20 protein-coding genes and 1 riboswitch are annotated in these 24,274 nt (G+C 64.0%); of the genes, 5 read left to right on the top strand and 15 right to left on the bottom strand.

Annotation, left to right across the window (positions count from 1 at the left end; translation table 11 throughout):
- Positions 1-113, bottom strand: a riboswitch (SAM riboswitch).
- A 165-nt stretch (positions 114-278) separates the two neighbouring features.
- Positions 279-1,460: a serine/threonine-protein kinase gene (locus HNQ40_RS13930; protein ID WP_184678432.1), complete on the top strand. Its 1,182-nt coding sequence runs from the start codon at positions 279-281 to the stop codon at positions 1,458-1,460.
- 18 nt (positions 1,461-1,478) lie between these two features.
- On the opposite strand, the gene HNQ40_RS13925 is transcribed toward HNQ40_RS13930, so the two are convergent.
- The 15 genes from HNQ40_RS13925 to HNQ40_RS13855 all read right to left on the bottom strand — a co-directional run bounded on the left by HNQ40_RS13925 (position 1,479) and on the right by HNQ40_RS13855 (position 17,449).
- Complete coding sequence (locus tag HNQ40_RS13925) at positions 1,479-2,540, bottom strand: PEP-CTERM sorting domain-containing protein (RefSeq protein WP_221435535.1); 1,062 nt, start codon at positions 2,538-2,540, stop codon at positions 1,479-1,481.
- 153 nt (positions 2,541-2,693) lie between these two features.
- Positions 2,694-3,173, bottom strand: coding sequence for a 30S ribosomal protein S7 (gene rpsG, locus HNQ40_RS13920; RefSeq protein ID WP_184678430.1), 480 nt, complete (start codon positions 3,171-3,173; stop codon positions 2,694-2,696).
- A 190-nt stretch (positions 3,174-3,363) separates the two neighbouring features.
- Complete coding sequence (gene rpsL, locus HNQ40_RS13915; RefSeq protein ID WP_184678429.1) at positions 3,364-3,738, bottom strand: 30S ribosomal protein S12; 375 nt, start codon at positions 3,736-3,738, stop codon at positions 3,364-3,366.
- 84 nt (positions 3,739-3,822) lie between these two features.
- The gene (locus HNQ40_RS13910) at positions 3,823-5,013 is read right to left on the bottom strand and encodes a glycosyltransferase family 4 protein (protein WP_184678428.1); all 1,191 of its coding nucleotides are present in this window, start codon (positions 5,011-5,013) and stop codon (positions 3,823-3,825) included.
- A complete protein-coding gene (waaF, locus tag HNQ40_RS13905) occupies positions 5,010-6,044 on the bottom strand; it encodes a lipopolysaccharide heptosyltransferase II (RefSeq protein ID WP_184678427.1) in 1,035 nt (344 codons plus the stop codon). The genes HNQ40_RS13910 and waaF overlap by 4 nt, the downstream gene beginning before the upstream one ends.
- Positions 6,045-6,070: 26 nt before the next feature.
- Positions 6,071-7,426, bottom strand: a complete 1,356-nt coding sequence (locus HNQ40_RS13900) for a D-glycero-alpha-D-manno-heptose-1,7-bisphosphate 7-phosphatase (protein ID WP_184678426.1) — start codon at positions 7,424-7,426, stop codon at positions 6,071-6,073.
- A gap of 51 nt (positions 7,427-7,477) precedes the next feature.
- Complete coding sequence (gene gmk, locus HNQ40_RS13895; protein WP_184678425.1) at positions 7,478-8,098, bottom strand: guanylate kinase; 621 nt, start codon at positions 8,096-8,098, stop codon at positions 7,478-7,480.
- A gap of 43 nt (positions 8,099-8,141) precedes the next feature.
- Positions 8,142-9,092: an aspartate carbamoyltransferase catalytic subunit gene (locus tag HNQ40_RS13890; RefSeq protein WP_184678424.1), complete on the bottom strand. Its 951-nt coding sequence runs from the start codon at positions 9,090-9,092 to the stop codon at positions 8,142-8,144.
- On the bottom strand, positions 9,089-9,613 hold the full coding sequence (locus HNQ40_RS13885) for a bifunctional pyr operon transcriptional regulator/uracil phosphoribosyltransferase PyrR (RefSeq protein ID WP_184678423.1): 525 nt from the start codon (positions 9,611-9,613) through the stop codon (positions 9,089-9,091). The genes HNQ40_RS13890 and HNQ40_RS13885 overlap by 4 nt, the downstream gene beginning before the upstream one ends.
- A 58-nt stretch (positions 9,614-9,671) precedes the next feature.
- On the bottom strand, positions 9,672-10,910 hold the full coding sequence (locus HNQ40_RS13880; RefSeq protein ID WP_184678422.1) for a hypothetical protein: 1,239 nt from the start codon (positions 10,908-10,910) through the stop codon (positions 9,672-9,674).
- A gap of 87 nt (positions 10,911-10,997) precedes the next feature.
- Complete coding sequence (gene holA, locus HNQ40_RS13875; RefSeq protein WP_184678421.1) at positions 10,998-12,044, bottom strand: DNA polymerase III subunit delta; 1,047 nt, start codon at positions 12,042-12,044, stop codon at positions 10,998-11,000.
- A 197-nt stretch (positions 12,045-12,241) separates the two neighbouring features.
- Positions 12,242-13,237: a DUF6786 family protein gene (locus HNQ40_RS13870; RefSeq protein ID WP_184678420.1), complete on the bottom strand. Its 996-nt coding sequence runs from the start codon at positions 13,235-13,237 to the stop codon at positions 12,242-12,244.
- A 205-nt stretch (positions 13,238-13,442) separates the two neighbouring features.
- Positions 13,443-14,486, bottom strand: coding sequence for a 2-oxoacid:ferredoxin oxidoreductase subunit beta (locus HNQ40_RS13865; protein WP_184678419.1), 1,044 nt, complete (start codon positions 14,484-14,486; stop codon positions 13,443-13,445).
- Between the two features lie 402 nt (positions 14,487-14,888).
- Positions 14,889-16,874 carry a 2-oxoacid:acceptor oxidoreductase subunit alpha gene (locus HNQ40_RS13860; RefSeq protein WP_184678418.1) on the bottom strand — a complete coding sequence of 662 codons (1,986 nt, stop codon included), beginning with the start codon at positions 16,872-16,874 and terminating at the stop codon, positions 14,889-14,891.
- A gap of 164 nt (positions 16,875-17,038) precedes the next feature.
- A complete protein-coding gene (locus HNQ40_RS13855) occupies positions 17,039-17,449 on the bottom strand; it encodes a fluoride efflux transporter FluC (protein ID WP_184678417.1) in 411 nt (136 codons plus the stop codon).
- Positions 17,450-17,560: 111 nt separating this feature from the next.
- On the opposite strand from HNQ40_RS13855, the gene HNQ40_RS13850 reads away from it, so the two are divergent.
- From HNQ40_RS13850 to HNQ40_RS13835, 4 genes are all read left to right on the top strand, one after another.
- Positions 17,561-19,924: a hypothetical protein gene (locus HNQ40_RS13850; RefSeq protein ID WP_184678416.1), complete on the top strand. Its 2,364-nt coding sequence runs from the start codon at positions 17,561-17,563 to the stop codon at positions 19,922-19,924.
- 1 nt (position 19,925) lies between these two features.
- The gene (gene ccsA, locus HNQ40_RS13845) at positions 19,926-21,779 is read left to right on the top strand and encodes a cytochrome c biogenesis protein CcsA (protein ID WP_184678415.1); all 1,854 of its coding nucleotides are present in this window, start codon (positions 19,926-19,928) and stop codon (positions 21,777-21,779) included.
- 56 nt (positions 21,780-21,835) lie between these two features.
- Positions 21,836-22,447: a DNA-3-methyladenine glycosylase gene (locus tag HNQ40_RS13840; RefSeq protein ID WP_184678414.1), complete on the top strand. Its 612-nt coding sequence runs from the start codon at positions 21,836-21,838 to the stop codon at positions 22,445-22,447.
- 132 nt (positions 22,448-22,579) lie between these two features.
- Positions 22,580-24,268, top strand: coding sequence for a 30S ribosomal protein S1 (locus HNQ40_RS13835; protein WP_184678413.1), 1,689 nt, complete (start codon positions 22,580-22,582; stop codon positions 24,266-24,268).
- Positions 24,269-24,274: the final 6 nt, after the last annotated feature.

The following is a 24,274-nucleotide window of genomic DNA, read 5'->3' as shown; positions in this document are numbered from 1 at the left end:
TGCTTATCTTCCCCCCGGCACGGCCGAGAGCGGGAATTCGCACCTCTTCGAGCCGTGGCTCGACGGTTGCGGTGACTTCATAGGGCCCGTCCCTCAGTCACTCTGGATAAGTGCAATACGCTTGGATGTCCTCGGCTAGGCCGAGCAACAAATAATATCTCGATCTATCCCCCGAGTCAACCCGATGATAATTGCAGGATACCCGGGCCTTTCCCCGTCACCGAACTCGAATAGGATAGAACCGAGCGAAACACGCAGTACCTCGACTCGCGGCCCCTATGACTGACCCTGCCCACGAATCCGACCCCATCAACGCCGACGCGGCGACGGCCGAAGGAGCGGAAACGGGGCACGCCCCCGCCGACGAGCACCCGCCCGAGCACCCGATTAACCTCAAGCTGACCGACGCCGACTTCCCCAAGTACTGGAAGTCGGGCTCTTTGAAGTACGACGACTTCAAGCCCCTGGCCGAGGGCGGAACCGCGGCGCTGCAGACCTGCGTCGACCGCAACCTCAACCGTGTCGTGGCCTACAAATCGCTGCACCCCCACCTCGCCGACGACGAGGTCGAGACCGCGCGGTTCGTGCGTGAAGCCCGGGTGACCGCGATGATCCCCCACCCCGGCACGGTGCCGCTCTACGAGATCGGCCGGGACCGGTCGGGCCACCCGTACTTCACGATGAAGAAACTCGAGGGCCGGGACCTTCGCTCCATCCTGGCGGATCTGTCTGCCCGCAAGCACCGGACCGAAGACCTCTACCCGCTGGAGCGACTGATCGACATCCTCATCAGCGCTTCGCAGACCGTGGCCTACGCCCACGTGCAGGGCGTCATCCACCGCGACATCAAGCCCGCCAATATCCTGGTGGGAGAGTTCGGCGAAGTGACGGTGCTGGACTGGGGCCTCGCGAAAATCCGGGGCGAACCCACGCCCGACGCCGCCCTCCCACCCAAAGGCAAAACCGGAATCTCACTCGAGCTCACCCAGCCGGGCCGACGTTTCGGAACCCCTCTGTACATGAGCCCCGAACAGGCCCGCGGCGATCACACCGACGAACGGACCGATGTCTACGCCCTGGGCATCGTGCTCTACGAGATGCTCACCGGCAAGCCCCTGGTCTTCGGCAACCAGATCGACGACGTGCTCAAGCAGATCCTCGAACGCCCCACCCCCGCTCCGCACGAGGTCTCGCCGCACAACAACATCCCCCACGAGCTGGAAGCCATCTGCCTCCGCTGCCTGGCGAAAGCCCCCGAAGAGCGCTACCCCAGCGTGAGCACATTCATCACTGACCTCCAGGCTTTCCGCGACGCGGTCCCCGAGAAGGTCGAAGCCTATGCCGGCCGGTGGACCGACCCGCTGCGCCGAGTGCGACGCCGATACGTTGTGCTGATCACCGGCCTACTCGGCATCCTCGCGGGCATGATCTGGATGTACCTGCTGATGCAGCTCAGATAAGCCCAAAACGGTTTGTCTTCATCCACAACGCCGACGCAGTAGAAGCAGCCCTCCGCTGCAGAGCAAGGCAAATGAAGTCGGCTCGGGGATATTGACCACCCACCCGACAAGGTTGAGCGCGTACTCGTCGTTGTCCAGCACAACCCCTTGGCGACGGTCTTGCGTTTCAAACAAACTCGATCCTGCGCCGTTGGCATTAAAAAAAGTGTTGCGGTCGAAGTGCCCCGCGATGCGTCCCGCGTCCGCCAACGCAATGAGCAAGGCGGCATCGTTGTCCGTCACCGGCCGTGAAGCACCCCGAGTACTGGTTCCGGTGTTGTCGCTGGTATTGCCCTCGGCCTTCACCAGGATCTCTGCGGTCACGCCGTTGGTCAACGTACCGATCTGGAAGGGCGTGACACCTTCGCCATCAAACGCATCCACGCCGTTCAAAATCGGGTGGTCATTCTGCGAGTAGTCGTTCGGTGTGCCCGGGACTTCAGCGCTGGAGTGCACCGTAGTCCCGCGGTCTTGGTTGACGATCAACCCGAAGCGGTCGAGGAACTGCTGATCGGAATTCGAGGCATCACTCCAGCTGCTGCCGAAATTGGCGTCGCTGATGAATAAGGCCCCGCCCCCGCCACGGATGTAGCTCTCGACCGCATCGATCTGCGAACTGCCGTAGACCGCATTGTTCGAGCCAAAGACCACGGCGTCGTAATCCGAAAGCTGGCGTGTGGAACCCGGACTCGAACCAAAACGATCGATCACTGAAAAGCTCCCGTCGAGGCTCAACGCTGCACCCGTGGTTTGGCCGGTTGAAGGTGCACCGGACTCAAGGGGCTCTTTCGCCTGTTCGATGAGGTAGCCGTTGCTCTCCAAGAGCGTGGCGAACTCGAACCAGCCGTGGTTGCCCCCGGACTGTGATTGATTGCTGATGTCTGCGAGTTGCTCGGTGCGGGAGTTGTCATTGCCCGCTTCGAGGAACCCGCCGCTGCGGTCGGCTCCGCGAACAAACAGGACGCTGCCCGCCTCTTGCCCTTCGGCGGATGAAAAACTCGTAGCAAAAACACCCGAGAACAACAAAGCTGTGCGAAGCAATACACGGATCTTCACAACACGGCCTCCAATGCAATTAATAGATGAAGCTGAACACGAACCAGCAACTAAAGCACTTTAACACATCCGCGCGTTACCCCAAGAAAAAACCCGCCATGAGGCGGGTTAATTTCAAAGCTTGAGTTGTGCAGAGTTTTACCACGCGAAGTGGGCAAACGCCTTGTTGGCTTCGGCCATGCGGTGGGTTTGGTCGCGGGTGTTCATGGCCCGGCCTTCGCCGTGGTAGGCGTCCATCAGCTCACGGCCGAGACGCATGTGCATGGGCTTGCCCTTTTCCGAGCGGGCCGCGGCGAGGATCCAGCGGAAGGCCAGGGCCTGCTTACGCTTGGGCTTGACCTGCATGGGGACCTGGTAGTTCGCACCGCCGACACGCTTCGAGCGGACTTCGACGTTGGGCTTGACGTTTTCGATGGCCTTGCGGAACACGTCGATGGCGGTGACTTCGTCGCCTTCGAGACGCTTATCGATTTCGTCGAGAGCACGGTAGACCACACGCTGGGCGACGGACTTCTTGCCGTCGAGCATGAGGCAGTTGATGAAACGGGCGAGCGTCTTGTCGCCGTAACGGGGGTCGGGCTTGAGCTGAGTTTCTGAGGCGGTGAATCCACGTCCCATGTTGGGCACTCCTGGGGTCGGCTTTCGGAGTCGGCCTGCTCGCTACGTCGCGGGCTGGGGCGTTCTCTCGTTCACCGCAGATGTTGCGTCTGCGATTACTTGCCGAGGGTTGAAAAATCGCTGGGTTGTCTTTCGCTACGCCGCAAGCGGCGGTTGTCCTAACCAAGGACGGTCCCGGAAGACCGGGGGTTTAGCCCTTGGGCTTCTTGACGCCGTACTTCGAGCGGCCACGCTTACGGCCGTCGACGCCGAGGGTGTCGAGGGCACCACGGACGACGTGGTAACGCACACCGGGGAGGTCGCGGACACGGCCGCCGCGGACCAGCACGATGCTGTGCTCCTGGAGGTTGTGGCCTTCGCCGCCGATGTAGGCGGTGACTTCGTTGCCGTTCGACAGGCGGACACGGGCGACCTTCCGGAGAGCCGAGTTAGGCTTCTTGGGGGTCACGGTCTTGACCTGGAGGCAGACGCCGCGACGCTGGGGGCACTGATCGAGGTCCTTGACCTTCGACTTGAACTTGGGCGTACGGCGGGGTTTACGGACGAGTTGGTTAATAGTGGGCATGGGCCGGTTCTCTGGTTCGGAGTAGCGAGCTACGCAGTATACCCAAAAGCATCACCTGGTTGCAAATCGGAAATCCGACGCCGATCAGAAGTCTCGGGCCGCCAGAGCAGCCTCCGCGAGGACCTCTTCCAATTGATCGACGTGTTGAGCCATGCTGAGCTGATCCGCCAGTCCCTCGCAGGCCGCGGAGCAAGCCGTCCGGAAGTCACTATCTGCCAGCCGGGCCATCGCGTCGGCCAGCTTGTCGGGGTCGCCGGGGTCGTCGATCACGCAACCCCGCGGCGGGCTGCCATCCGGGGCCAGGTGGTCGCTGGCCCCGTTGTAAGTGGTGCTGATCGCAGGGGTTTCCATCATGAGCGACTCCAGCACGACCTTGCTGGACGGGTCGTACCAGCTGGGCAGCACCGTCACATCCGCCGCGGCGAAGAGCTTGGGCATCTCGCGGGTCGGGCCGACGATCCGCACCGCGTCCCGCACGCCCTGGGCCTCAGCCGCCTGGTTCTCGGGGTAGTCGAACCCGCCCGCCAGCAACGCCACGACGTTCAGCCCCTGATCACGCAGACGCTTCAGAGCGCCGAGCAGCGTCGGGTAGCCCTTCAGATTCGGGTTCTGGGCCGCGAACAGGTAGAGCACCGCGTCGTCGGGCACCTTGAACGAATGGCGGATCGAGCGGCGTGATTCCGCCCGCTGGTCCGCGTCGAGGTCGGGCATGACCGCCGCATTGGGGATCACGACCGTCCGCGATTCGGGAAACGCAAAATGGGTTTCGAGCTGCTCGACCACGTATCGGCTCAGCGCCGCGATGCGGTAAACCGAGTGGTCGGCCAGGGTCTTCTTCTCGAGCGCCAGCAGCAGCCGCTGCTTGGGATCGAGCGCGAGTTCGATTTTTTTCTTCGTTCTGCGGAAGCCGCCGCCACGCATCGCGACGTTCCGGGCAAGCGTCTCGCGGATCGTGCCGCCACGGGGCTGGACCACGCTTGCAGGCACCGCCATGGTCACCGACAGGCTCGCGTCGAACCGCCCTTCCCGCAGTTGCCGCTTGGCCCAACGAGAGAAACGCATCAGCCGGATGACCGACGAAGACTTCTTTTGCGATAAAGCTACGGTCTCAACACCCTCGGGCTCGTTGTCCGTCGAGCAGCAACCCGTGATCAACGTCACCGAATGGCCCCGCTTCACCAGTTCCTGCATGATCTGCTGGGTCGAACGCTCGTTGCCCCCCGCCGCAGGGTTGAACGATTCGATCACGACCGCCAGGCGTAGCGCCTCGGTCACGAGCCGACCTTTGCTTGAGACGAACTCAGCAGATCACGAGCGGCATCAAAGACCTCATCGACGCCGATCTGCTTCATGCTCTCGGCGTGACCTGCGTCCCGGGCCACGACCTGCCGCTCTTTGTCGTAGCCGATCTCGGTCCATTCTGGGGTCGTCGGGCCGAAGAGCGTGACCAGGGGCGTGTCGCAGGCCGCCGCGAGGTGGCGCGGGCCGGTGTCGTTGGTCACCATCAGGGCACACTGCTTCGTGACGCTTTTGAGCAGCCGAACGTTCATGCCCGCCTTGGGGAGATCGATGATCGTCGTCGTTGCTGCGCCGGTGACGCGGGCCAGCACATCGCGCTCGGCGGGCGAACCCGTCACCGCCACCGCGCAGCCCAGCTCGTTGCTGCAGCGGGCCGCCAGTTGGGCGAACCGCTCGGCGGGCCAACGTTTGAATTCTTTCTGAGCCCCGGGGTTCAGCAGCACCACGGGTTTGCCCTTTGCCCCAGCGAGCAATCCCGCGGCACGCTCGTCGTCTTCGGGGCGGGTGGCGACCTCCATGAGGTGGTCGCCCTCGTAGGCCTCGCCGCCGAGGTAATGCACGATGCTGAGGTAGTAGTCCAGCGTCGGCACAGGCAGGAACTTTCGGCCGTCACGCCGGGGGATCAGCTTGTCGGTCAGAAGCACGCCCCGCCCGTCACGCTCGTAGCCGATACGGCGGGGGATCCCGGCCATGGAGACCAATGCCGCCGAGCGGAAGCTGTTGGGCAGCAGGATCGCCGCGTCGTACTTCTGTTTGGAGAGGCGCTTGGCGAGGCGGAAGGCCGAGGCCCCCTTGCCCTTCATCAGCACCGGCACGTGGTGGTCGATGTACGGCAGCCCTTCCACCAGCTCGGCAACGCTCTCGCGGACCAGGACCGACAGCTGCGTATCGGGCCACAGGCGTTTGAGCGCCCGCAGCGTGGGCGTGGCCATGAGGATGTCGCCGAACCAGGTCGGCAGGACAACGAGCAGTCGCTCGGCGGGCTGGTGCTGATCGCGTTTGGCCATCGGACCGACGAGTATACCCAGAGTGCTCAGCCCGAGGGCTTAGAAAACAGCAGCGTCGCGATCACCGCAAGCTGCAAGATGATCGCCACCGATATCCAGCGAAGAAACGCCCCGTCGCCGCCGCCCATCCACAATGCCCCCAGCATGCAGATGAACGCCACGGCCTGGATCACGATCGCCACGACCCCGAGTTGCTGAAACTCGCCGGACGTGCCGCGCTGCATGCGGAGTTCCTGAAGAACCAGCCGCATGGTTTTGTTGAGCGCGGTCATGGCCTCGGGATTGGCCGGGGCCGTGGGTTGGGCGGGCTCCGGGTCCGGAGTAGCGGGAGACTCATCAGGTTCGGGCGAGGCGGATGTCGAGGGGGACGCTGAAGCCTCTTTGTCGTCGGCCCCGGTCGTTTCTTGTGACGCAGTGCCTGAGGGTGCATCTGCTTCGGCGGACGGCTCCGCCTCGGTAAGCTCTTCGGGAGGGGCCTGCTTGGTCCAGGGAACAAACGGCCGGGCTGGTTGGCTGGAGGTTGACGAGGTGGAGGACGCCTCGACCTGGCTCACCATTTCAACCTTGGGGGATTCCGAACTCTCCGCTTCAGCCGAGGGACTGGCCGGGTCTGCGGGCTCCGATTCCTTGGCGGGCGGGTCCGCGCTTTCGGGCTCGGCCGATGGGGTCTTGGCCCGTGGCTGCTGCAGCTTGGCCATCGCCTCGGCGTCCCATCGCTTGCCCGCGATGCGTGTGCGGCTGATCTCTTCGCTCGCCTCGGGCTTACGCTGCGACGCGATGATCCGCACCGCTTCGACCAGACCCTTGGCCACAAAGTCCGGCTCCACTTTTTTCTTTCCCCGCCCCGTCGTTTTCTTCCCCGCCTTCGCCGCCTCCCGCTTGCGCAGGTCCGCCAGCGACGTGTTGGTCCAGTCGGCCTGCAGCAGCACGGTCCGACACCCCGCCGCGGCCCCCGCCTCGATGTCCCGCAAGGCGTCGCCCACCATCCAGCTCTGGCTCAGGTCCAGGTCCAAATCCTCGGCCGCCTGCAGCAGCATCCCCGGCTTGGGCTTGCGTGTGGGGTGTTCTTTCTTGTACCGGGCGACCGTGCCCTGCGGGTGGAACGGGCAGAAGTAGAACGCGTCGATCCGCGCTCCGTTGGCCCGCTCGCGGATGACTTCTTCGATCCGGTCGTGCACCGCGTCCACGTCTTCTTCGCCGTACTTGCCCCGGGCCACCCCGCCCTGATTGGTCACGACCACGACCTTGTAGCCGAGCCCGCAGACCGACGCGATCGCCGAGGCCACGCCCTGGATGAGCTTGACCTCCTCGGGGTCGCCGAGGTCGCCGTCGTTGTGGATGATCGTGTTGTCACGGTCGAGGAAGACCGCTGGCCGTTTCATGCACACAATCTAGCAGATGCCGGGGCGATGGAACCGCCCAAGGGCACGGGATCAGAACAGCGTCGGTTCCTGCCCCTCGGCCAAGCGTCTGCGGATCAGTTTCTCGATCTCGGCCACGGCACGGTTGAAGTCATCGTTCACGACAAAGACGTCGTAGACATCAGTGCTCTCGGCGAACGCGATCTCCTTCTTCGCCAGGCTGAACCGCTTCTGGATCGTCTCCTCGTCCTCCCGCTTTCGGCCACGGAGGCGGTCGATCAGGGCGTCTTCGCTGGGCGGCTTGATGAAGATCGCGTAGCTGTCGGGCATGGCCGACTTGATCTGGCGGGCTCCCTCGACATCGATCTCCAGGATCACGACACGGCCACGATCGAGCTTTTGCTGCACGTACATCCGTGGCGTGCCGTAGTAGTTGCCGTTGTACACCGCGTGTTCGAGGAACTGCTGGTTGATGATGTTCTGCTCGAACGTCGCCACATCCACGAAGTGGTAGTGCTCGCCGTCCACGTCCGACTTCGACATCGGCCGAGTGGTCATCGAGACCGAGAGATCGGCATCGAGGTTCTCGAGCAACGCGTTGGTCAGGGTCGATTTACCCACGCCCGACGGGCCGGAGATGATCAGGAGAACGCCTTCGCGGGTTTCGGTCGGGGTGTCGGCGGGGTCGGTCATGGATCGGGTGTTATAGCACAGACATCGGTGCCGATTAGGTTGTTCAGTTCTGGTGGGTCGTGCTGACGAGGAAGAGCACCGCCATGCGGACCGCCAGGCCGTGGGTGACCTGTTGGAGGATAGCGGAGTTCGGGCCGTCGGCCACCTCGCCGTCGATCTCCAGGCCGCGATTCATCGGGCCGGGGTGCATGACCACGACCTCGGGCTTGCAGCGGGCCAGTCGCTCGGGCGTCAGGCCGTAGAGCACGGCGTATTCCCGGGTCGAGGGAAACGCTTGCGAGGCAATCCGCTCGAACTGCACCCGGAGCATATTCACGACATCGACCCGCGGCAGGACGTTGTCCAGATCGTTGGACAACTCGCACCCCAGGTCGCGGAACGCGCCGGGTAGCAGGGTCGTCGGGCCGACCAGGATCACCTTGGCCCCGAGCTTCTGCAGGCCCAACACATTCGAGCGGGCCACGCGGGAGTGGGCGATGTCGCCGACGATCGCGACGGTCAGCCCGGTGAAGTCGAAGGTGTCGAGGCGATCGAGCCGTTTGGCGATGGTGTAGAGGTCCAGCAGGGCCTGGGTGGGGTGTTCGTGTTGGCCGTCCCCCGCGTTGACCACGTGGGCCCCGACGTTCGCGGCGAGCTTGTGGGCAGCCCCCGAGTGGTGGTGACGGCAGACCATGACATCGACGCCCATCGCCTCGATCGTCTTGGCGGTATCGACGAGCGTTTCGCCCTTGGAGACGCTGCTGCCCTTGCCCTTGAAATCCAGCACGTCGGCCGAGAGCCGCTGGGCGGCGAGTTGGAAGCTGCTGCTGGTGCGGGTGGAGTCTTCGAAGAAGAGGTTGGCCACGACTTTTCCGCGGAGAGCGGGAACCTTTTTCACGCTACGGGTCGAAACATCTTCGAGGCCGCGGGCGGTTTGCAGGACGAAACGGATGTCCTCGGCCGAGAGCTCTTCGATCCCGAGCAAGTGTCGGTGCGGCCAGGCGTAGTCGCTCATCGGGCGTCCTCTCCGAGCAGGATCGCGTCTTTCTCATCGGTCGGCATCACTAACACACGGACGTGCTCGTCGCCCGCATGCGTCAGCCCCACGTAGTCCGCCGCAATGGGCAACTCGCGGACATCGGTACCCCGGTCGACCAGCACCGCCAACCACACCCGCCGGGGTCGGCCCATGTCCATCAGTGACGAAAGCGCGGCCCGGATCGACCGGCCACTCATCAGCACATCATCGATCAGCACCACATCCAACCCGTCCAGCGAGAAGTCGATCTCGGTGGTCCGAACCGTCGGCTGGCTGGCGATCTCCGAGAGGTCGTCGCGGTACAGCGTGATGTCGAGCACGCCGACCTGCGTGATGTCGAGTTGTTCCGCGACCCGGTGGGCAACCACATCGCCCCGGCTGCGGATGCCGACGAGTGCGAAGGTGTGCTGGGGGTTGGCCTGCCGCTTGGAATCGACCCACGCGCCCATCTCGCTGATGAGTTGGGTCACTTGTGATGCGTCGGCCAGGGCTTGCATGCCGAGAGGATAGCAGGATCGCTCCCGTTTGGCCGCTGCCTAGGCATGAGAGCGGAGGCTACTGCTGCTCGTTGGCGTTGAGCAGTTGGGGGTCTGCAACAACGTTGATTTTGAGCGTGGTCTCGTCGACCGAATCGCCGTGCTGGTCGGTGATGCGGACCTTCAGGCGGTACTTGCCCGCGCTCAGCCGGGCAGGCAGCGTGACCATCTGCACGACGTAGAAATCCCGTCGGCGGTTGCGTGAGATGTCGGTGACCTGGGTTGGCTCGTGACGCCAAACCGCCAGGCCGTCGTCTTCTTTGTAGAGGATCAGTTCCTGGGTCAGGCGCACTTCACGACGGTTGTCGTCCAGCTTCGCCGCGGCAAAGTCTTCGACTTCCACGTACACGATCGCCCGGTTGTTACGGCCCGCCAGGAAATTGTGGGTGCCCAACGGTTCATAGACGCCGTAACCCGACACGCTTCGGCACAGGTCCGAGTGCACGATCGTCACCGGCATCTCGCCGAATGCATCCGCCATCGCCTCGTCCAACGCCTTGCGATCAAACCCGCCGCCACCCGCCGTGGTCGGCCCACCGATCTGGGCACGCGACGTGGGCGACACCTTGCCCTGCTCCTCGGCCCGTTGCTGGATCCCCAGAAACAGCGTGTGCAGCCGCTTGACCGCCTCACGCTGCATCGGCTTGAGCGGTTCGAGCACCGCGGGGTCGAGCTGATGGTCGGGGCGAGCGAGGCTAAGCGCCGCGTCGGTCACCGCGACCACGAGGGCCGGGTCGTCGCTGGCTCGGACCTGAGCCGAGAGTTCGGCGAGCAGGTCTTCACGGCTCAGCGGCTTCTGCATCTCGGGCATCGGCACGACCGTGGCGGGCCGTACTTCGTACGCCCCGCCGGGCACATCCACCATCACCGCGGGATCGGGCTTCTGGCTGAGCAGCGCCGCTTCGCGATCCACCGGCGCGGGAACATCGGGCTCAGGCATGGCCTTCGGCGAGGCCGCCGTGGCTCTTCTCTCATCGCCAAACCCCATCGCATCGGCGAACGGGTCGTCTGCCCCTTCACCGCTCGGGGCGGCGTCCATCGAGGCGGTCAGTCGTTCAGCGAGCGCTCGCGTCTCATCCGCCAACGCGCTGTCGCGCTGGGGCACGCTGCCGTCACCGTTAAAGTTCGACGTGGTCGCCAGCGACGGTGTAGACCCGCCGCCGCTCGACTCGCAGCCCATCAACATCAGCGTCGCCACCAGCCCCAAGGCCAGCATCAACGACCAACTCAGCATCCAGCTCCAGGCTTCCGTACGCATCGTGCCTCCATGCCAATCAACCACCCCACCGCCTCCTGCGGTGAGCCGCCCAACCCCGATCAAGCCAAACGCTTATCGGAACCCGGGCTACCCCTGAACATCGGCCATCTGCACGCACAAACCTTCAAGATTCCGCCCCGCAGGGCCAAACCCCGATTTGCTGCGAGCGTCCGCGGTCAACGCCATATCCAACAGCCTCGCCCCGCCATCCGGCCCGACCTTCCGCAAGACATCCATAAACAGCCGCTGACGCGGGCCCCAGAGTTTAAGTGCTTTGCTGATCGCCCCTTCCGGCTCCCCCGCCGCCCGCATCTGCCCGCCCACCGCCAGCTTCCGCGCCAGGTCCGCCACGAAGTACATGACCAGAATCTCCGGCTGCCCGCCGAGGTCGATCAGCTCGCGAACCTTGGTCACAATCGTCCCGGCAGAAGCGTTGCGGGCCCCCATCGCTGCGAGGATGCTTTCCTGCACTTCCCAGGCCTTCTCGTCGCTGGATTTGCCGACCGCCTGTTCGACCATCGCCCGGTCGATCCCGCCCGCCGATTTCATCGATCGGCCCTTGGGTGACAACGCCCCCGCCATCGCCGCAAGCTTGTCGAGCTCGGTCTCCAAACGGACCAGATGCACGCCCAAACGATCGACCATGAGCTGGGCCGCGGGCCGATCGATCGACATGCCGTGGACGTCCTTGGCCCGGGCGACCAATCGGGCGACCGCCTCGGCGGGCTTGGGCGGCTCGCACTTGATCACCGCGCCGACCTTGGCGATGTACTTGTCCAGGTTCCCCCGGTTCCAGCTGGCCGACCGCAGCACCAGCGTCGCATGGTCCACTGGGCTCTGGGCGTAGCGTTCGAGAGGCTCACGGTGGGCCTTCACGAAGTCGTCCGCCGGATCGACGATGACCAGCTTGTACCCGCCCATCAGCGAATAGCCACGCACCTCATCGAATACCTCAGCCAACGTAGCGATCTTGCCGTCGAAGATAAATTTCTGGATCTCGCCGTGCTCCGCTTCGAGGGCTTCGCGCAGCTGATCGATCTTCTCTTTCTTGATCGCCTCTTCGGGGCCATGCAGCGCCAGAACGCGGACATCCGCGTCAAGCGTCACCGATTTGGCGGGCATCTTTCGGGCCATCAGGCTGTTCTCCCGTTGTGTTCTACGCCAAGACGCCGAGACGCCAAGACGCCAAGGAAGACAGGGAGACCCGGATTAGCACAATCAATCCAACTGAAAGAGAAATGGTAATAAACACCGAGCCAATGCCTCAAACGGACCAAGCGGTTCTGCTTGGTGTCTTGGCGTCTTGGCGTCTTGGCGTTCATCCCAATAGCTTAGCCGATCATCGAAACCGACACGCCCAGCAGTGCCTCGCCCGTCGCCTTCACCGCAGCATCCGGCCCGGCCAGGACGTGGGTCGTACAGGTCACGGCACGCGACTCGACTTCGCCGACGATCACCGCCGGGGCGACGTACTCCATCTCGCCGAAGTTGCCGAAGGTCTGGTCGTCGTTGTAGGCCTGCAGGGCGTCGCCGTCCGAGCGTTGGTCGGCCGGGTGGTCGCGGGGGATGTCCACGTACGTCCCGTCCAGGTCCACCTCGAACTCGCGATAGATCAGCGTGCTGTGGCCATCGCCCAGCGGCCGGTAGTACCCCATCTTCCCGAGCGTGTCGGCGGGCTTGATGCCCATCTTCACCCGACGCTGGGCGTCGATGAGGAACCGCACCGCGGTGTCGTCGCTCTGGACGTGCTTCTCGCCGAACGGGTCGTAGTACGAGCGGGGATCGACCTTGCCCTTGGTCGGGCAGATCAGCGTGCCCGTCGGCGGGACCTGCAGGATGTTCCAGGCCGAGGCGACCGCGCCGTCGTCGCCGCCGCGCACGAGCAGTTCGTTGGTGATGGTGAAACTCACGCACTTCACGCCCTCGAGCAGATCGGTGGGCATATCCGCGGCGGCGAACGACCGCGTCAGCTCCAGGCCGATGGCCTTTTCGTCCCGGCTGTCGATCAGTGAGCAGTCGTTGCGGAGCACCAGGCCCTTGCCGTCTTCGTAGTCGCCCACGACTTCGTAGTCGCCGGGGTCCACGTCCGCGGGCGTCTCGGCGGTGCCGACGGGGTCGGTGCGCGCGTCTTCCAGGCTCGGCCAGTAGTACGCCACCTCGGGCGCGATCCACAGGCGGTCGCCGCCGTTGCCGATGCCGATGCCGATGCCGTCGTCATAGAACAGGTTTTCGTCAACGCCGTCGACGCGGCAGTCAAGGATCCGAGCGCCGCGGGTCGCGACGGTGATCGCGCCGTCGCCCGATTGAATCGTGGTGGTCTCACTCATGGGAGGAAGTTTAACAAGAAGGATAAGAGTGTTTGGATGTGGGGTTTGGGTTTCGGATCGCCTTCGCGGCGGGCGGTCAGGGCTTTGCCCCGACACCCCAAAGGCAAAAATTTAGCCCCGGGTGAGTCACCCGGGGCCGGTGATGATGGATTTATGGGTTGCCGCGGCACCCCGGGTCATTGACCCGGGGCTAATGTGGACCAAATCAATCGTGCAGACCGTGATTCGAATCCGCACCTTCGAGGACGTAGGTGTCCCCCGCGTTGAACAGGTCGTCCAGCGTGCCCGCGCCGCGTTTTTCCTTGGCCTCGGCGACTTGGTCGGCGACCAGCGTCTCGTACGTCGGGCGATCTTCGCGGTAGAACACGCCCAGCGGCTCGGGGAACTCGGGGTGGTGCAGGCAGGCGAGCATCGTCGCCAGTGCGTGGTTCGTCTCGTCGTGGAAGAGCAGGTCGTCTTCGCTCACGCCGCCTTCACCGAGGGTGACGACTTCGGGGCGGTTGCCGATGAGGCGGAGGCCCTTGTCGCTGTTCTTGCCGAACACCATGGGCTTGCCGTGTTCGAGGTAGAGCACGTTGTCTTCGCGGGTGTCTTTGCCGGTGAGGTCTTCGAACGCGCCATCGTTGAAGATGTTGCAGTTCTGATAGATCTCGCAGAACGACGAGCCGCGGTGCTTGCTCGCTTCGGTGAGCACGTCGGCCAGGCCACGGTCCTTGTCGGTCGAGCGGGCGACGAAGGTGCCACCCGCGGCGAGGGCGACCTGGATCGGGTCGATCGGGAAGTCCAGCGAGCCCATCGGCGTCGATTTGGTCTTCTTGCCCTGCTCCGAGGTCGGCGAGTATTGGCCCTTGGTCAGGCCGTAGATGCGGTTGTTGAACAGCATGATGTTCACGTCCACATTCCGCCGGAGGATGTGCATCATGTGGTTGCCGCCGATGGAGAACCCGTCGCCGTCGCCGGTGACCATCCACACATCCAGCTCGGGGTTGGCGACCTTCAACCCGGTCACAAAGCCCGGGGCCCGGCCGTGGATCGAGTGGAACCCGTAGGTGCTCATGTAATATGGGAACCGCGACGAGCAGCCGATGCCGGAGATGAACACGGTGTTCTCACGGCTGTGCCCGGTCTGGGCCACGACCCGCTGCACCGCGTTGAGGATCGCGTAGTCGCCACAGCCGGGACACCACCGCACCTCCTGGTCGGAGGCGAAGTCTTTGGCTTTCAGTACGGGGAGTTTGGTTTCAGACATAACGTCGTTTTCGTAGGTCAGGCATGCTTGCCTGACGCGCAGTTTCTATTGGTTGGTGTCAGGCAAGCATGCCTGACCTACTTTCAATTATCGCTACTGATTGAATCGATTGTTATCAAGCTCATGGTTCACGACCGAAATTGTTTTCTTGCATCTCATTAAGTGATTCGACGAAATCCTGAGCAGACTCGTGCAAACTTTTTTGCTCGGAATCTTGAATTTCCAGGTAGCTTCAGAAAACGCATCCGCAGATAATTATGATGGCGATCGCATGCACAAATAGGTTGAATAACGCTGCAAAGGCTCCAACTTCTTTTCCATCAGGTCGTTTATGTGAGCCGTTGGGATAAAGCAGTTTGGTAACGCAATATGTCGCAATAATTACCATCAAATAAAACAGCATTATCTTGCCCCGAGTACTTGCCCACTCTCCGGCCACAGTGCCTCGGCATCCCCCCACTCACCATTCAGCATTAACTCGATCGCTTGCTCTACTTCCTCAACGAGGAAGGGCTTGCCCTGGACCTTGTTGAGGCCGCGGGCGTCAGCGAGGTATTTGCCGCGGATGAGCAGGCGGAGTTGGCCGTCGTTGAGTTCGGGGATGAGGATCTTCTTGAACCGCTTGAGCACGTCGCCCAGGTTCTTGGGCATCGGGTTGAGGTAGCGGAGTTGGGCGCTGCTGACGGACTTGCCTTCGGCCCGAGCGGCGTTGACGGCGGTGGTGATGCTGCCGTAAGGGCCGCCCCAGCCCAGGACGAGCAGGTCGCCCTCGGCATCGCCGTTGACTTCGAGGTCGGGCAGCGCGTCGGCGACCTTTTGAACCTTCTCGGCCCGGAGGCGGACCATGTCTTGGTGGTTCTGCGGGTCGTAGGAGACGTTGCCGGTGCCGTTCTGCTTTTCGAGGCCGCCGAGGCGATGCTCGCCGCCGACCGTGCCGGGGAGCATCCAGGGGCGGGCATGGTTGTCGTCGCGCGTGTAGGGGTGGAAGTCGGACTCGGCATCCGGGGCTTTGTCGCTTTGCTCCGCAGCCCTCGGCTTGGGGTGGCTGATTTCGATGGGGGCGAAGTCGGAGGCTTGGGGGACGGGCCAGGGCTCGCTGCCGTTGGCGAGGTAGCCGTCGGTGAGCAGGAGCACGGGGACCATGTGCTGCATGGCGATCCGGCAGGCCTCGATCGCGCTGGTGAAGCAGTCGGCCGGGGACTGCGGGGCGATGACGACCATCGGACAGTCGCCGTTGCGGCCGAACATGGCTTGCAGGAGGTCGGACTGCTCGGTCTTGGTGGGCAGGCCGGTGGACGGGCCGCCGCGTTGGACGTTGACCACAACCAACGGGAGCTCGGTCATCACGGCCAGGCCCATCGCTTCGCCCTTGAGCGCCAGGCCCGGGCCGGACGTGCCGGTGACGGCGAGCTGCCCGGCGAAGGACGCGCCGATCGCGGCACAGCACGCGGCGATCTCGTCTTCGGCCTGGAAGGTCTTGACGCCGTAGTGCTTCTGCGGGGCGAGGTAGTGCAGGATGTCCGACGCCGGGGTGATCGGGTAGGAGCAGTAGATCACGTCCTTCTTGGACAACTGCCCGGCGGTGACGAGGCCCATCGCGAGCGCTTCGTTGCCCGTGATTTTTCGATATTTGCCTGGCTTGATCGAGGCTTGCGGCACACGGTAGGTGACGGGGAACAGCTCGGCGGTTTCGCCGAAGTCGTAGCCCGCACGCAGGGCGCGGATGTTGGCCTCGGCGACCTCGGGCATCTTTTTGCGGACTTCGAAGGTCTGCTTGAGGTTCTTGATCGTGGTGTCGAGGGGACGCTCGAACAGCCAATAAACCAGGCCCAGCGCCCACATGTTGCGGCAGCGGTTGACGCCCTTGGGGTTCAGGCCGGACTCTTTGAGGACTTCCTGGTTGAGCTTGGTGATCGGCACGCGGACGATCTTGTACTGGGCGTTGAGCTCGGGGTCGTCCAGCGGGTTGACGTGGTCGCGGGTGCCCTCGATGAGCGGGTAGCCCGCCTTTTTGAGGTTGGTCTTGGAGAACTCGGTCTCGTTGACGATGACGTAGCCGCCGGGCTCGACGTCGTGGATGTGGGCCTTGAACGCGGCGGGGTTCATGGCGATCAGGGCGTGGACGATGTCGCCGGGGGTGTAGATGTTTTCGCTGGCGAAGTTGATCTGGAAGCCCGAGACGCCCGCCACGGTGCCCGCGGGGGCGCGGATTTCGGCGGGATAGTCCGGCAGGGTCGCCACGTCGTTGCCCGCCACGGCGGAGGTGTCGGTGAACTGGGTGCCGGCCAGCTGCATGCCGTCGCCGGAGTCGCCCGCAAAGCGGATGACGGCGTTGATGCGCTGGGTGCGTTCGGTTTCGCTGGCGGGGGTCAGGGTTTCGGGCGGCATGGGCGGGTTCACAGGCGGGGCGCGGGGTGGTGGGCCACCCCGGAAAATGTGGGAATCCCGCATGATAGCCGGTCTGAGGGGCGGGACAAGATGCCGAGGTGGACGGAATGGGGTGGCAAACGGCCGAGCCGCGCCGCAGCTCTGCAGCGGCGGGTTTTCGTGGGTTATGAGTTGGAGGCGATACGGTGGCCCAGGGCCAGGCCCGCGAAGAGCAGCGTGATGCCTACCACGTTGTGCAGCAAGAGGTTACCCAGGGCGTGGAGGGCGTTGGACCCCGCGAAGGTGTTGCCCTGGGCGAGGTGGGTGGTGTCGAAGGCGAAGGTGCTAAAGGTCGTGAAGGCCCCGCAGAAGCCCGCGATCAGGGCGAGGCTGGCGAGCGGGCCCAGCGGGTGGTTCTTGTCGATGACGGTGAACAGGATGCCGAAGAGGAAGCAGCCCACCGCGTTGGCGGCGAAGGTGCCCCAGGGCCAGGGTCCGCCGTGGAGCTTGTTCACGGCCGCGGCGAGCCCGACCCGGGCGAGGGTGCCGAGCGCCCCGCCGAGGGCGAGTAGCAGGATGGGCCAGAGGCGAGACATATTTAAGAGTGTAGCGGGGAGACGGCTGGGGATGATCGTGAGCCTGGCACGATAAAGCCACAAAACGGCCGTCCCGGGGCATGGCGGAACACCTATACTCTTTGCCCCACCATGAGCGCGAAATACAAACGAGTGAAACAGGCGGACGAGGCGTTGCCCGCGCCGCTGCGTTGGCTGACCCGGGCCTTCAGCTCGATCACCCTTTCGGTGATCTTGTTGATCTGCGTCGCGTTGTACGGCGCGGCGGGTTCGATGCCGTTCTATTTCCTGCTGATCGGCCTGGCCTGGATGTTGATCCTGGCGGGGCTCGTCGCGGGGCTGGTGACGTTTGGTGTTCGGCTCGGCGGCAAGACCGATTGGTCGACCGGGAAGAAGATGATCATCAGCGCGGGCGTGTTGCTCGGGCTGGTGGGCAGCGCGTTGCTGCTGGGGCAGTTGTCGTATGCGTTGATCGATTCGATGCCCGTCTTCGAGCAGCACAAGGCGACGAAGGTCTACAAGCTGCCCGCGATCGAAATGAACGAGACCGAGTTCTTCGGCTGGTGGCCGTTGCAGATCATCTTGTTGCTGTTCGTGGTCAACATGATCTGGGCGACGATCCGCCGGATCGAGTTCTCCATCCCTCGACTGGGTGTGCTCACGGTCCACACCGGCATCGTGACCATGGCGCTCGGCTCGGTGTTCTACGCCCAGCTCAAACTCGAAGGCGACATGTTCATCGTCCGCAGCGACCTGCCCGGCGCTCGGCCGGTGTCGCACTTCTACGACCGCAAGATGCCCGCGGTCTTCGTGTCGGTGGACAACGCCCCCGCGGTGCAGGTCGAGCTGCCCGAGCTGCCGCGTTACAACGAATACGAGATGGGCGAGCTGGACATCCGACTGCACGAAAAACCCGGCTTTGCCGACCGGCTCGGTGAGGACCTGCGGATCACCATCCCGGGCTTCATCGCCTACGGCGAGCTGCAACCCATCTGGATCGAAGCCCCCGACGACACCGTCGCCCCCGGGAGCGGCCCGGCCATCACCCTCGCCATGGGCGATCAGGACACGCCCGGCATGGGGCCCCGCACCACGCTGACCTCCGCGAAGCCCGCCGACCGGCTGATGGAAAACGAAGCCTGGGCACTGGAATACCTCCACGCCCCCAGCCCGCAGCGGCTCGCCGACCTCATGTCCGAGCCGCCCGCCCAGGCCCGCCACGCGCTGCTCATCGAAGTGCCCGAGCAAGGCTTCCGCGAGGTCCGTGAGATCAACCCGGGTGATGTCTTCGAGGTCGGCGATACCGGCTACCGCATCGAGATCGAGGACATCGGGCCCTACGGCCTGCCCTTCGTCTCCGAAGGCTACCGCGGCGCAACCGACACCCAGACCACCCTCAACATCACCACCCCCGGCCCCACCAAGCCGATCAAACGTTTCGCTCTGCACCGCTACCCCGAACGCACGCAGGATTTTGTCGAGGGCCAACGCGGCGATCCCGATCCCGCCATCCGCACCGTCTACCTCGACCAGAGCAAGATCCAAGCGCACCTGCTCACCGACCCGCCGCTGCCCGAGAGCTTCGCGTCGGTCGGGAGCCAAGACGACATCTGGGTGTTGCTGCGGATCGCGGGCATCAAGCCGATCATCAGTCCGTTGAGCGAGGGCAAGATGCCGCTGGCCGACCCCGAGCGTGGGGATTCGTGGATCCACGTGGTGCAGCGTCTGGAGCGCGCGGTGCAAGCCAAGCGGTCGGTGGTCACACCGCGTCAGCTACGCGACCCGAAGATTGAGGGCACCTACGAAAAAGCCCTGCTGCCGGTGCGTGTTGAGTACGACCTGCGTGACGAAAACTACAAGCTCACCGGCGAAACCTTCTCCAAGACCATCACCCTCCGCCAGATGCCCTACCTCGAGCAGCAAGGCGGCGAGATGAAACCCGAGATCGTCAGCATCCCCGGCTACGGCAACGTCGAGGTCGCCTTCGGCCGTCGCCGTATTCAGCTGCCCTTCGCCGTGGCGATGACCGACTTTGAGATGACGCCCTACCCCGGCTCCACCATTCCCAAGGACTTCCAGTCCGATCTGCTGATCTACCCCGTGGACGAGTCGGGGCAGCCCAACGGGGCCCCCGAGCGGGCCAGCCCCCACATGAACCACCCGGTGGTCCACCGCACCGCAGACGTGGCGTTGCCCCTGCGAAAGATCAAGCTCAGCCAGGCGGGTTGGGACCCGGGCGATCCGATGACGTCGCCGCAGGATAAAATGCTGACCGATGCCAACGGTCGATTCGTGAACCAGCAGCGTTTCACGATCCTGGGCGTGGGCAACAACGTAGGCATCAGGGTCATCGCCTTTGGCGGGTTCCTCATGGCCATTGGTATCCCCTACGCCTTCTACGCCAAGCCCTGGCTGGAAAAACGCCGGGCACGAAAAATCGCCGCGGCGATCACCCAACAATCCAAGTCGGCCCCGACGGCCAACGATGCCGCCTAGCATGCCGCAGACGCTTCGAACCCACCTCCGCCCCACGCGGATGAACACCATGAACGCTTTCGCCAAACCACTGACGTTGTGCCTGGCCCTGCTTCTCTTCACCGCGGCGGCCGCAGCGCAATACGCCCCCGCGGGCAACGAGCTGCCCGACAATACGCAGACCACGGCTCCCTCGGCGATCCACAGCCTGCACGCGCACGCCGGGCACAACCACGCCCCGATGACCCGCCAAGAGCACCAGGAGTTTGCCAAGCAGGTCGACCTCGACGCCTTCCGAAAGCTCGCGGTCTTTGACGGCGGCCGGGTCAAGATCCTCGACACCCTGGCCCGCGAACAGCTCACCTCGATCTACGGCAAGTCGCGTTGGCAGGACTACACCTGGGACACCGCCGACGAGGAAGACCCCCGCGACCGCAAGAAGCTGAAGTACGACCCAGTCTTCACTTACCTGGACATTGTGTTCCACGCCTCGTACTACGCCGACAAACCCATCCTCTACGTCGAGGTGCTGCCCTTCCGTGAGAAGCTGCTGGCGAACCTTCCCGAGGACGACCAGGAAAAATGGAAGCAGCTCGGACGCATCTCCTGGATGATGTTTGCCAACCCCGCGGTCCAGTCGGTGTATCAGGGCCCCGAAACCAATCAGACCGAAATTAAAGGGCGCAACCAGCTCTTCGGCTCGGCCGACGCGTTCGTGAACGCCGGGCAACGGCTGCTGATGATCAGCCCCCCGCCGGGTCAAGAGAACTGGGCCCACATCGCTATCCCTGTCGAGCAACATGATGAAGTGATCCTGCCCGCCTCGACCACGGTCCGCCAAGCCCAGCTCTCGGACCTCTGGGTACAGCTCCAGAACGCTTGGAGCCACGGCGACGCCGAGGCCGTGAACAGCCTGCTTGAGATCATCGCCCTGCAACTGCCCGCCCAGAACCCCTCGACCTACCCGGCCGAGTACCGGCTGAGCCTCGAGCACGTCTACAACATCACCGGCAAGTTCACCATCGGGTACTGGCTCTACGCCATCGCCACCGTCGCCATGATCCTTGCGCTCGGTACCGGCCGGAAAACCCTGCTCACCCTCGGCGTCTCCATGCTGCTCCTGGGCTTCCTGGCCCACGCGGCGAGCTTCGCGATCCGGGCGATCCTGTCGGGCCGTTGGGCGATCCACAACCAATACGAATCGTTCATCGCCATCTCGCTCTTCGCGGTATTCGTCGGCATGATCCTCATGTTCACCAAGAAGATCTGGGTCTTCGGCGCTGCCTCGGCTGCCCTTGGCGCGATCGCGCTCATGGTTGCCAACCTCTGGGCCATCCCCTCCAACGAGGTCGGCCAGGTCGCCGCGATCCTGGGCACCAGCCGGATTCTCTACGTCCACGTCAACATGGTGCTGGTCAGCTACAGCCTGATCGCGCTGTCGTTCTTCGTCAGCCTGTCCTACCTCTACGCCCACTACGTCAAATCGAAAGAAGCGATGAACTTCGTCGCCGCGGGCACCGGCAACATGGACGCTGCGGCGGGCGACTCGAAACTGCCGGGCCGGAAGAAACTGCTCGCCGACCTCGACCAGGCCCAGCTGACACTGATGCAGCTGGCGTTCTGGCTGCTGGGCGTGGGTATCCTGCTCGGGGCGTACTGGGCCGACCACTCCTGGGGGCGATGGTGGGCGTGGGACCCGAAAGAAACCTGGGCCCTGATCACTTGGATCGTTTATCTCATCGCGATCCACGTCCGCTTCGGCGTACGCGACCGCGGCCTGGTCACCGCCTGGCTCAGCGTGGTCGGCTTCATCATCATGCTGTGGTGCTACAAGGGCGTGAACCTTCTCCTGCCCGGCCTTCACGCCTACGCATAAATCACCGGCTCCCCCGAAAGCCCGCGGCGGCAAAGCTGCCGCGTGGCCCCACCCCCGTGAAACCACCGCCCCGCCTCCAGCGCGACTTCTACCGCCGCGACCCCGTCACGGTCGCCCGGGCTCTGCTCGGCCAACGCCTGGTCCACGTGTCGCAAGGAGTGCGTGTCGCGGGGCTCATCGTCGAGACCGAAGCCTACCTAGGACACATCGACAAGGCCGCGCACTCCTTCAACGGTCGCAAGACCCAACGCACCCAAACCATGTTCGCCGACGGCGGCACGGCTTACGTCTTTCTCAACTACGGCATCCACCACCTGCTCAACATCGTCGTCGCCGGGGTCGAACAACCATTGGCCGTCCTGCTCCGGGCGGTCGAGCCGACCGAAGGGCTGGATGCCATGTACCAACGCCGTTCCAAATCTAAAAAAGACACCGACCTCTGCTCGGGCCCCGGCAAGCTGGGGGCGGCCTTCGGGATCGATCTGAGCCACGACGGGGTCGATCTGGTCGAAAACCGCTCGCTATTTGTGGAACAGCTCCGCCAGCGAGCGATGCCCAAACGGCTGATCGAGACGACCACCCGGGTGGGCGTGGATTACGCCGAGGAATGGGCCGCCGCCCCGCTGCGATTCTACCTCAAAGGCAATCAGCATGTGAGCGTTCGGTGAATCGGGCAAAAACCCGTATGATTCTCCGCTCATCGTCCCACGCTTCTAGCATCGACACGCCTCGCCGGATAAACTGGACGATTCTGGCGTACCCATTAGTCCCCGCCCCCCGGAAAACGTTCCGAGAGCCACATGAACGACAGCGTCCCCCCGACCAACACCCCCGAACCGGCCCCCGAAACTCAGGAAGCCGCCCCCCAGGCCACGCCCGAAGCGGCCGCCCCGGCTCCAGAAGCCCCGGTCCCCGCCGCCACGGACAGCGCGCAAGACATCGATGCGCAGGTCCAGGCCGAGCTCGACGCCGCCGGTGGTGTGGATCAACTCATTGAACAATCGCTGTCCGAGGCTGCTCCCGCAGCCGAAGCCGCCGCCGAGAAAGGCGACGCCGAGAACCCCGCTCCCGCAGGCGGCACGGGCGAGTTCCATCACCAGGTCGTGCGCGGCCGTATCTCCGCCATCCGCGGCGAAGACGTGTTCATCGATATCACCGGCGGCCTCTCCACCGAAGGCGCCAAACTCCAAGGCGTCCTGCCCCTGGTCCAGTTCGACCGCCCACCCCGCATGGGCTCGATCATGGACTTCGTCGTCGACAAGGTCAACGAACAAGAAGGCCTGGTCTACCTCTCACGCGAAGGTGCCGTCAGCCTTGCCACCTGGGACCAGCTCGTCCGCGGCAGCGTGGTCGAAGCGCGCGTGACCAAATCCAACAAAGGCGGCCTCGAGCTCGAAATGGTCGGCAGCATCCGGGCCTTCATGCCCGCCTCGCAGATCGACCTCTACCACGTCGAGGACCTTGAGCAATTCGTCGGCCAGAAGATGGAAGCCGTGGTCCAGGAGATCGACCGCAAGGGCAAGAAAGTCCTGCTGTCCCGCCGGACCCACCTCGAGAACCAGAAGGTCAAGAACCGTGACAAAGTCCTGGCCGAGCTCGAAGTCGGCCAGGAACGCGAAGGCGTGGTCTCCAGCGTCGTCGACTTTGGCGCATTCGTTGATCTCGGCGGACTCGACGGCTTGGTCCACGTGACCGACATGTCCCACAGCCACGTCAACAAGCCCAGCGACGTCGTGAAGGCGGGCGACAAGGTCAAGGTCAAGGTCCTGAAAATCGACTCCGACAAGAACCGCATCGCCCTAGGCATGAAACAAGTCCAGCCCGACCCGTGGGAAGGCGTGGCCGACAAGTACAAGCCCGGCGAACAGGTCTCGGCCCGCGTCACCCGCACCGCCAACTTCGGCGCGTTCATCGAGGTCGAGCCCGGCGTCGAGGGGCTCCTGCCCATGAGCGAGATGAGCTGGAAGCGGATCCACAAGGCCGAGGAAGTCGTCAAGGTCGGCGACGTCGTTCAGGTCGCCATCCTCAACGTTGATCCCAAGAAGCACCGCCTCACCCTCAGCCTCAAGGCCGCCAAGGGCGACCCCTGGGTGGGTGCCTCGGTCAAATACGCCAAGGACGCCATGGTCACCGGCACCGTCACCGGCACCACCGACTTCGGCGCCTTCGTCGAACTCGAACAAGGCATCGAGGGCCTGGTCCACATCTCCGAACTCGACACCAAACGCGTCGGTCAAGTCACCGACGTCGTCAAGGTCGGCGACTCCAAAGAGTTCCGCATCAAAGACATCGACGAAGAGAAGCGCAAGATCAGCTTGTCGCTCAAGCCCGCGGGCAGCGACCACGGCGGCGGCGGTCGCCATGGCGGCGAACAGCCCATCGTCAAAGGCAAAGCCAAGCCCCGCATCCCCAAAGAAAACCTCAAGTCCGGCCTCGGCAACGTCGGCGGCATGGGGCTGGGCGGATTGTCGTTGGACGACTTCAAGTAAGACCTC

This window comes from Algisphaera agarilytica (assembly GCF_014207595.1).
Lineage (GTDB): Bacteria > Planctomycetota > Phycisphaerae > Phycisphaerales > Phycisphaeraceae > Algisphaera > Algisphaera agarilytica.
This window is presented reverse-complemented; position numbering and strand designations above follow the sequence as displayed.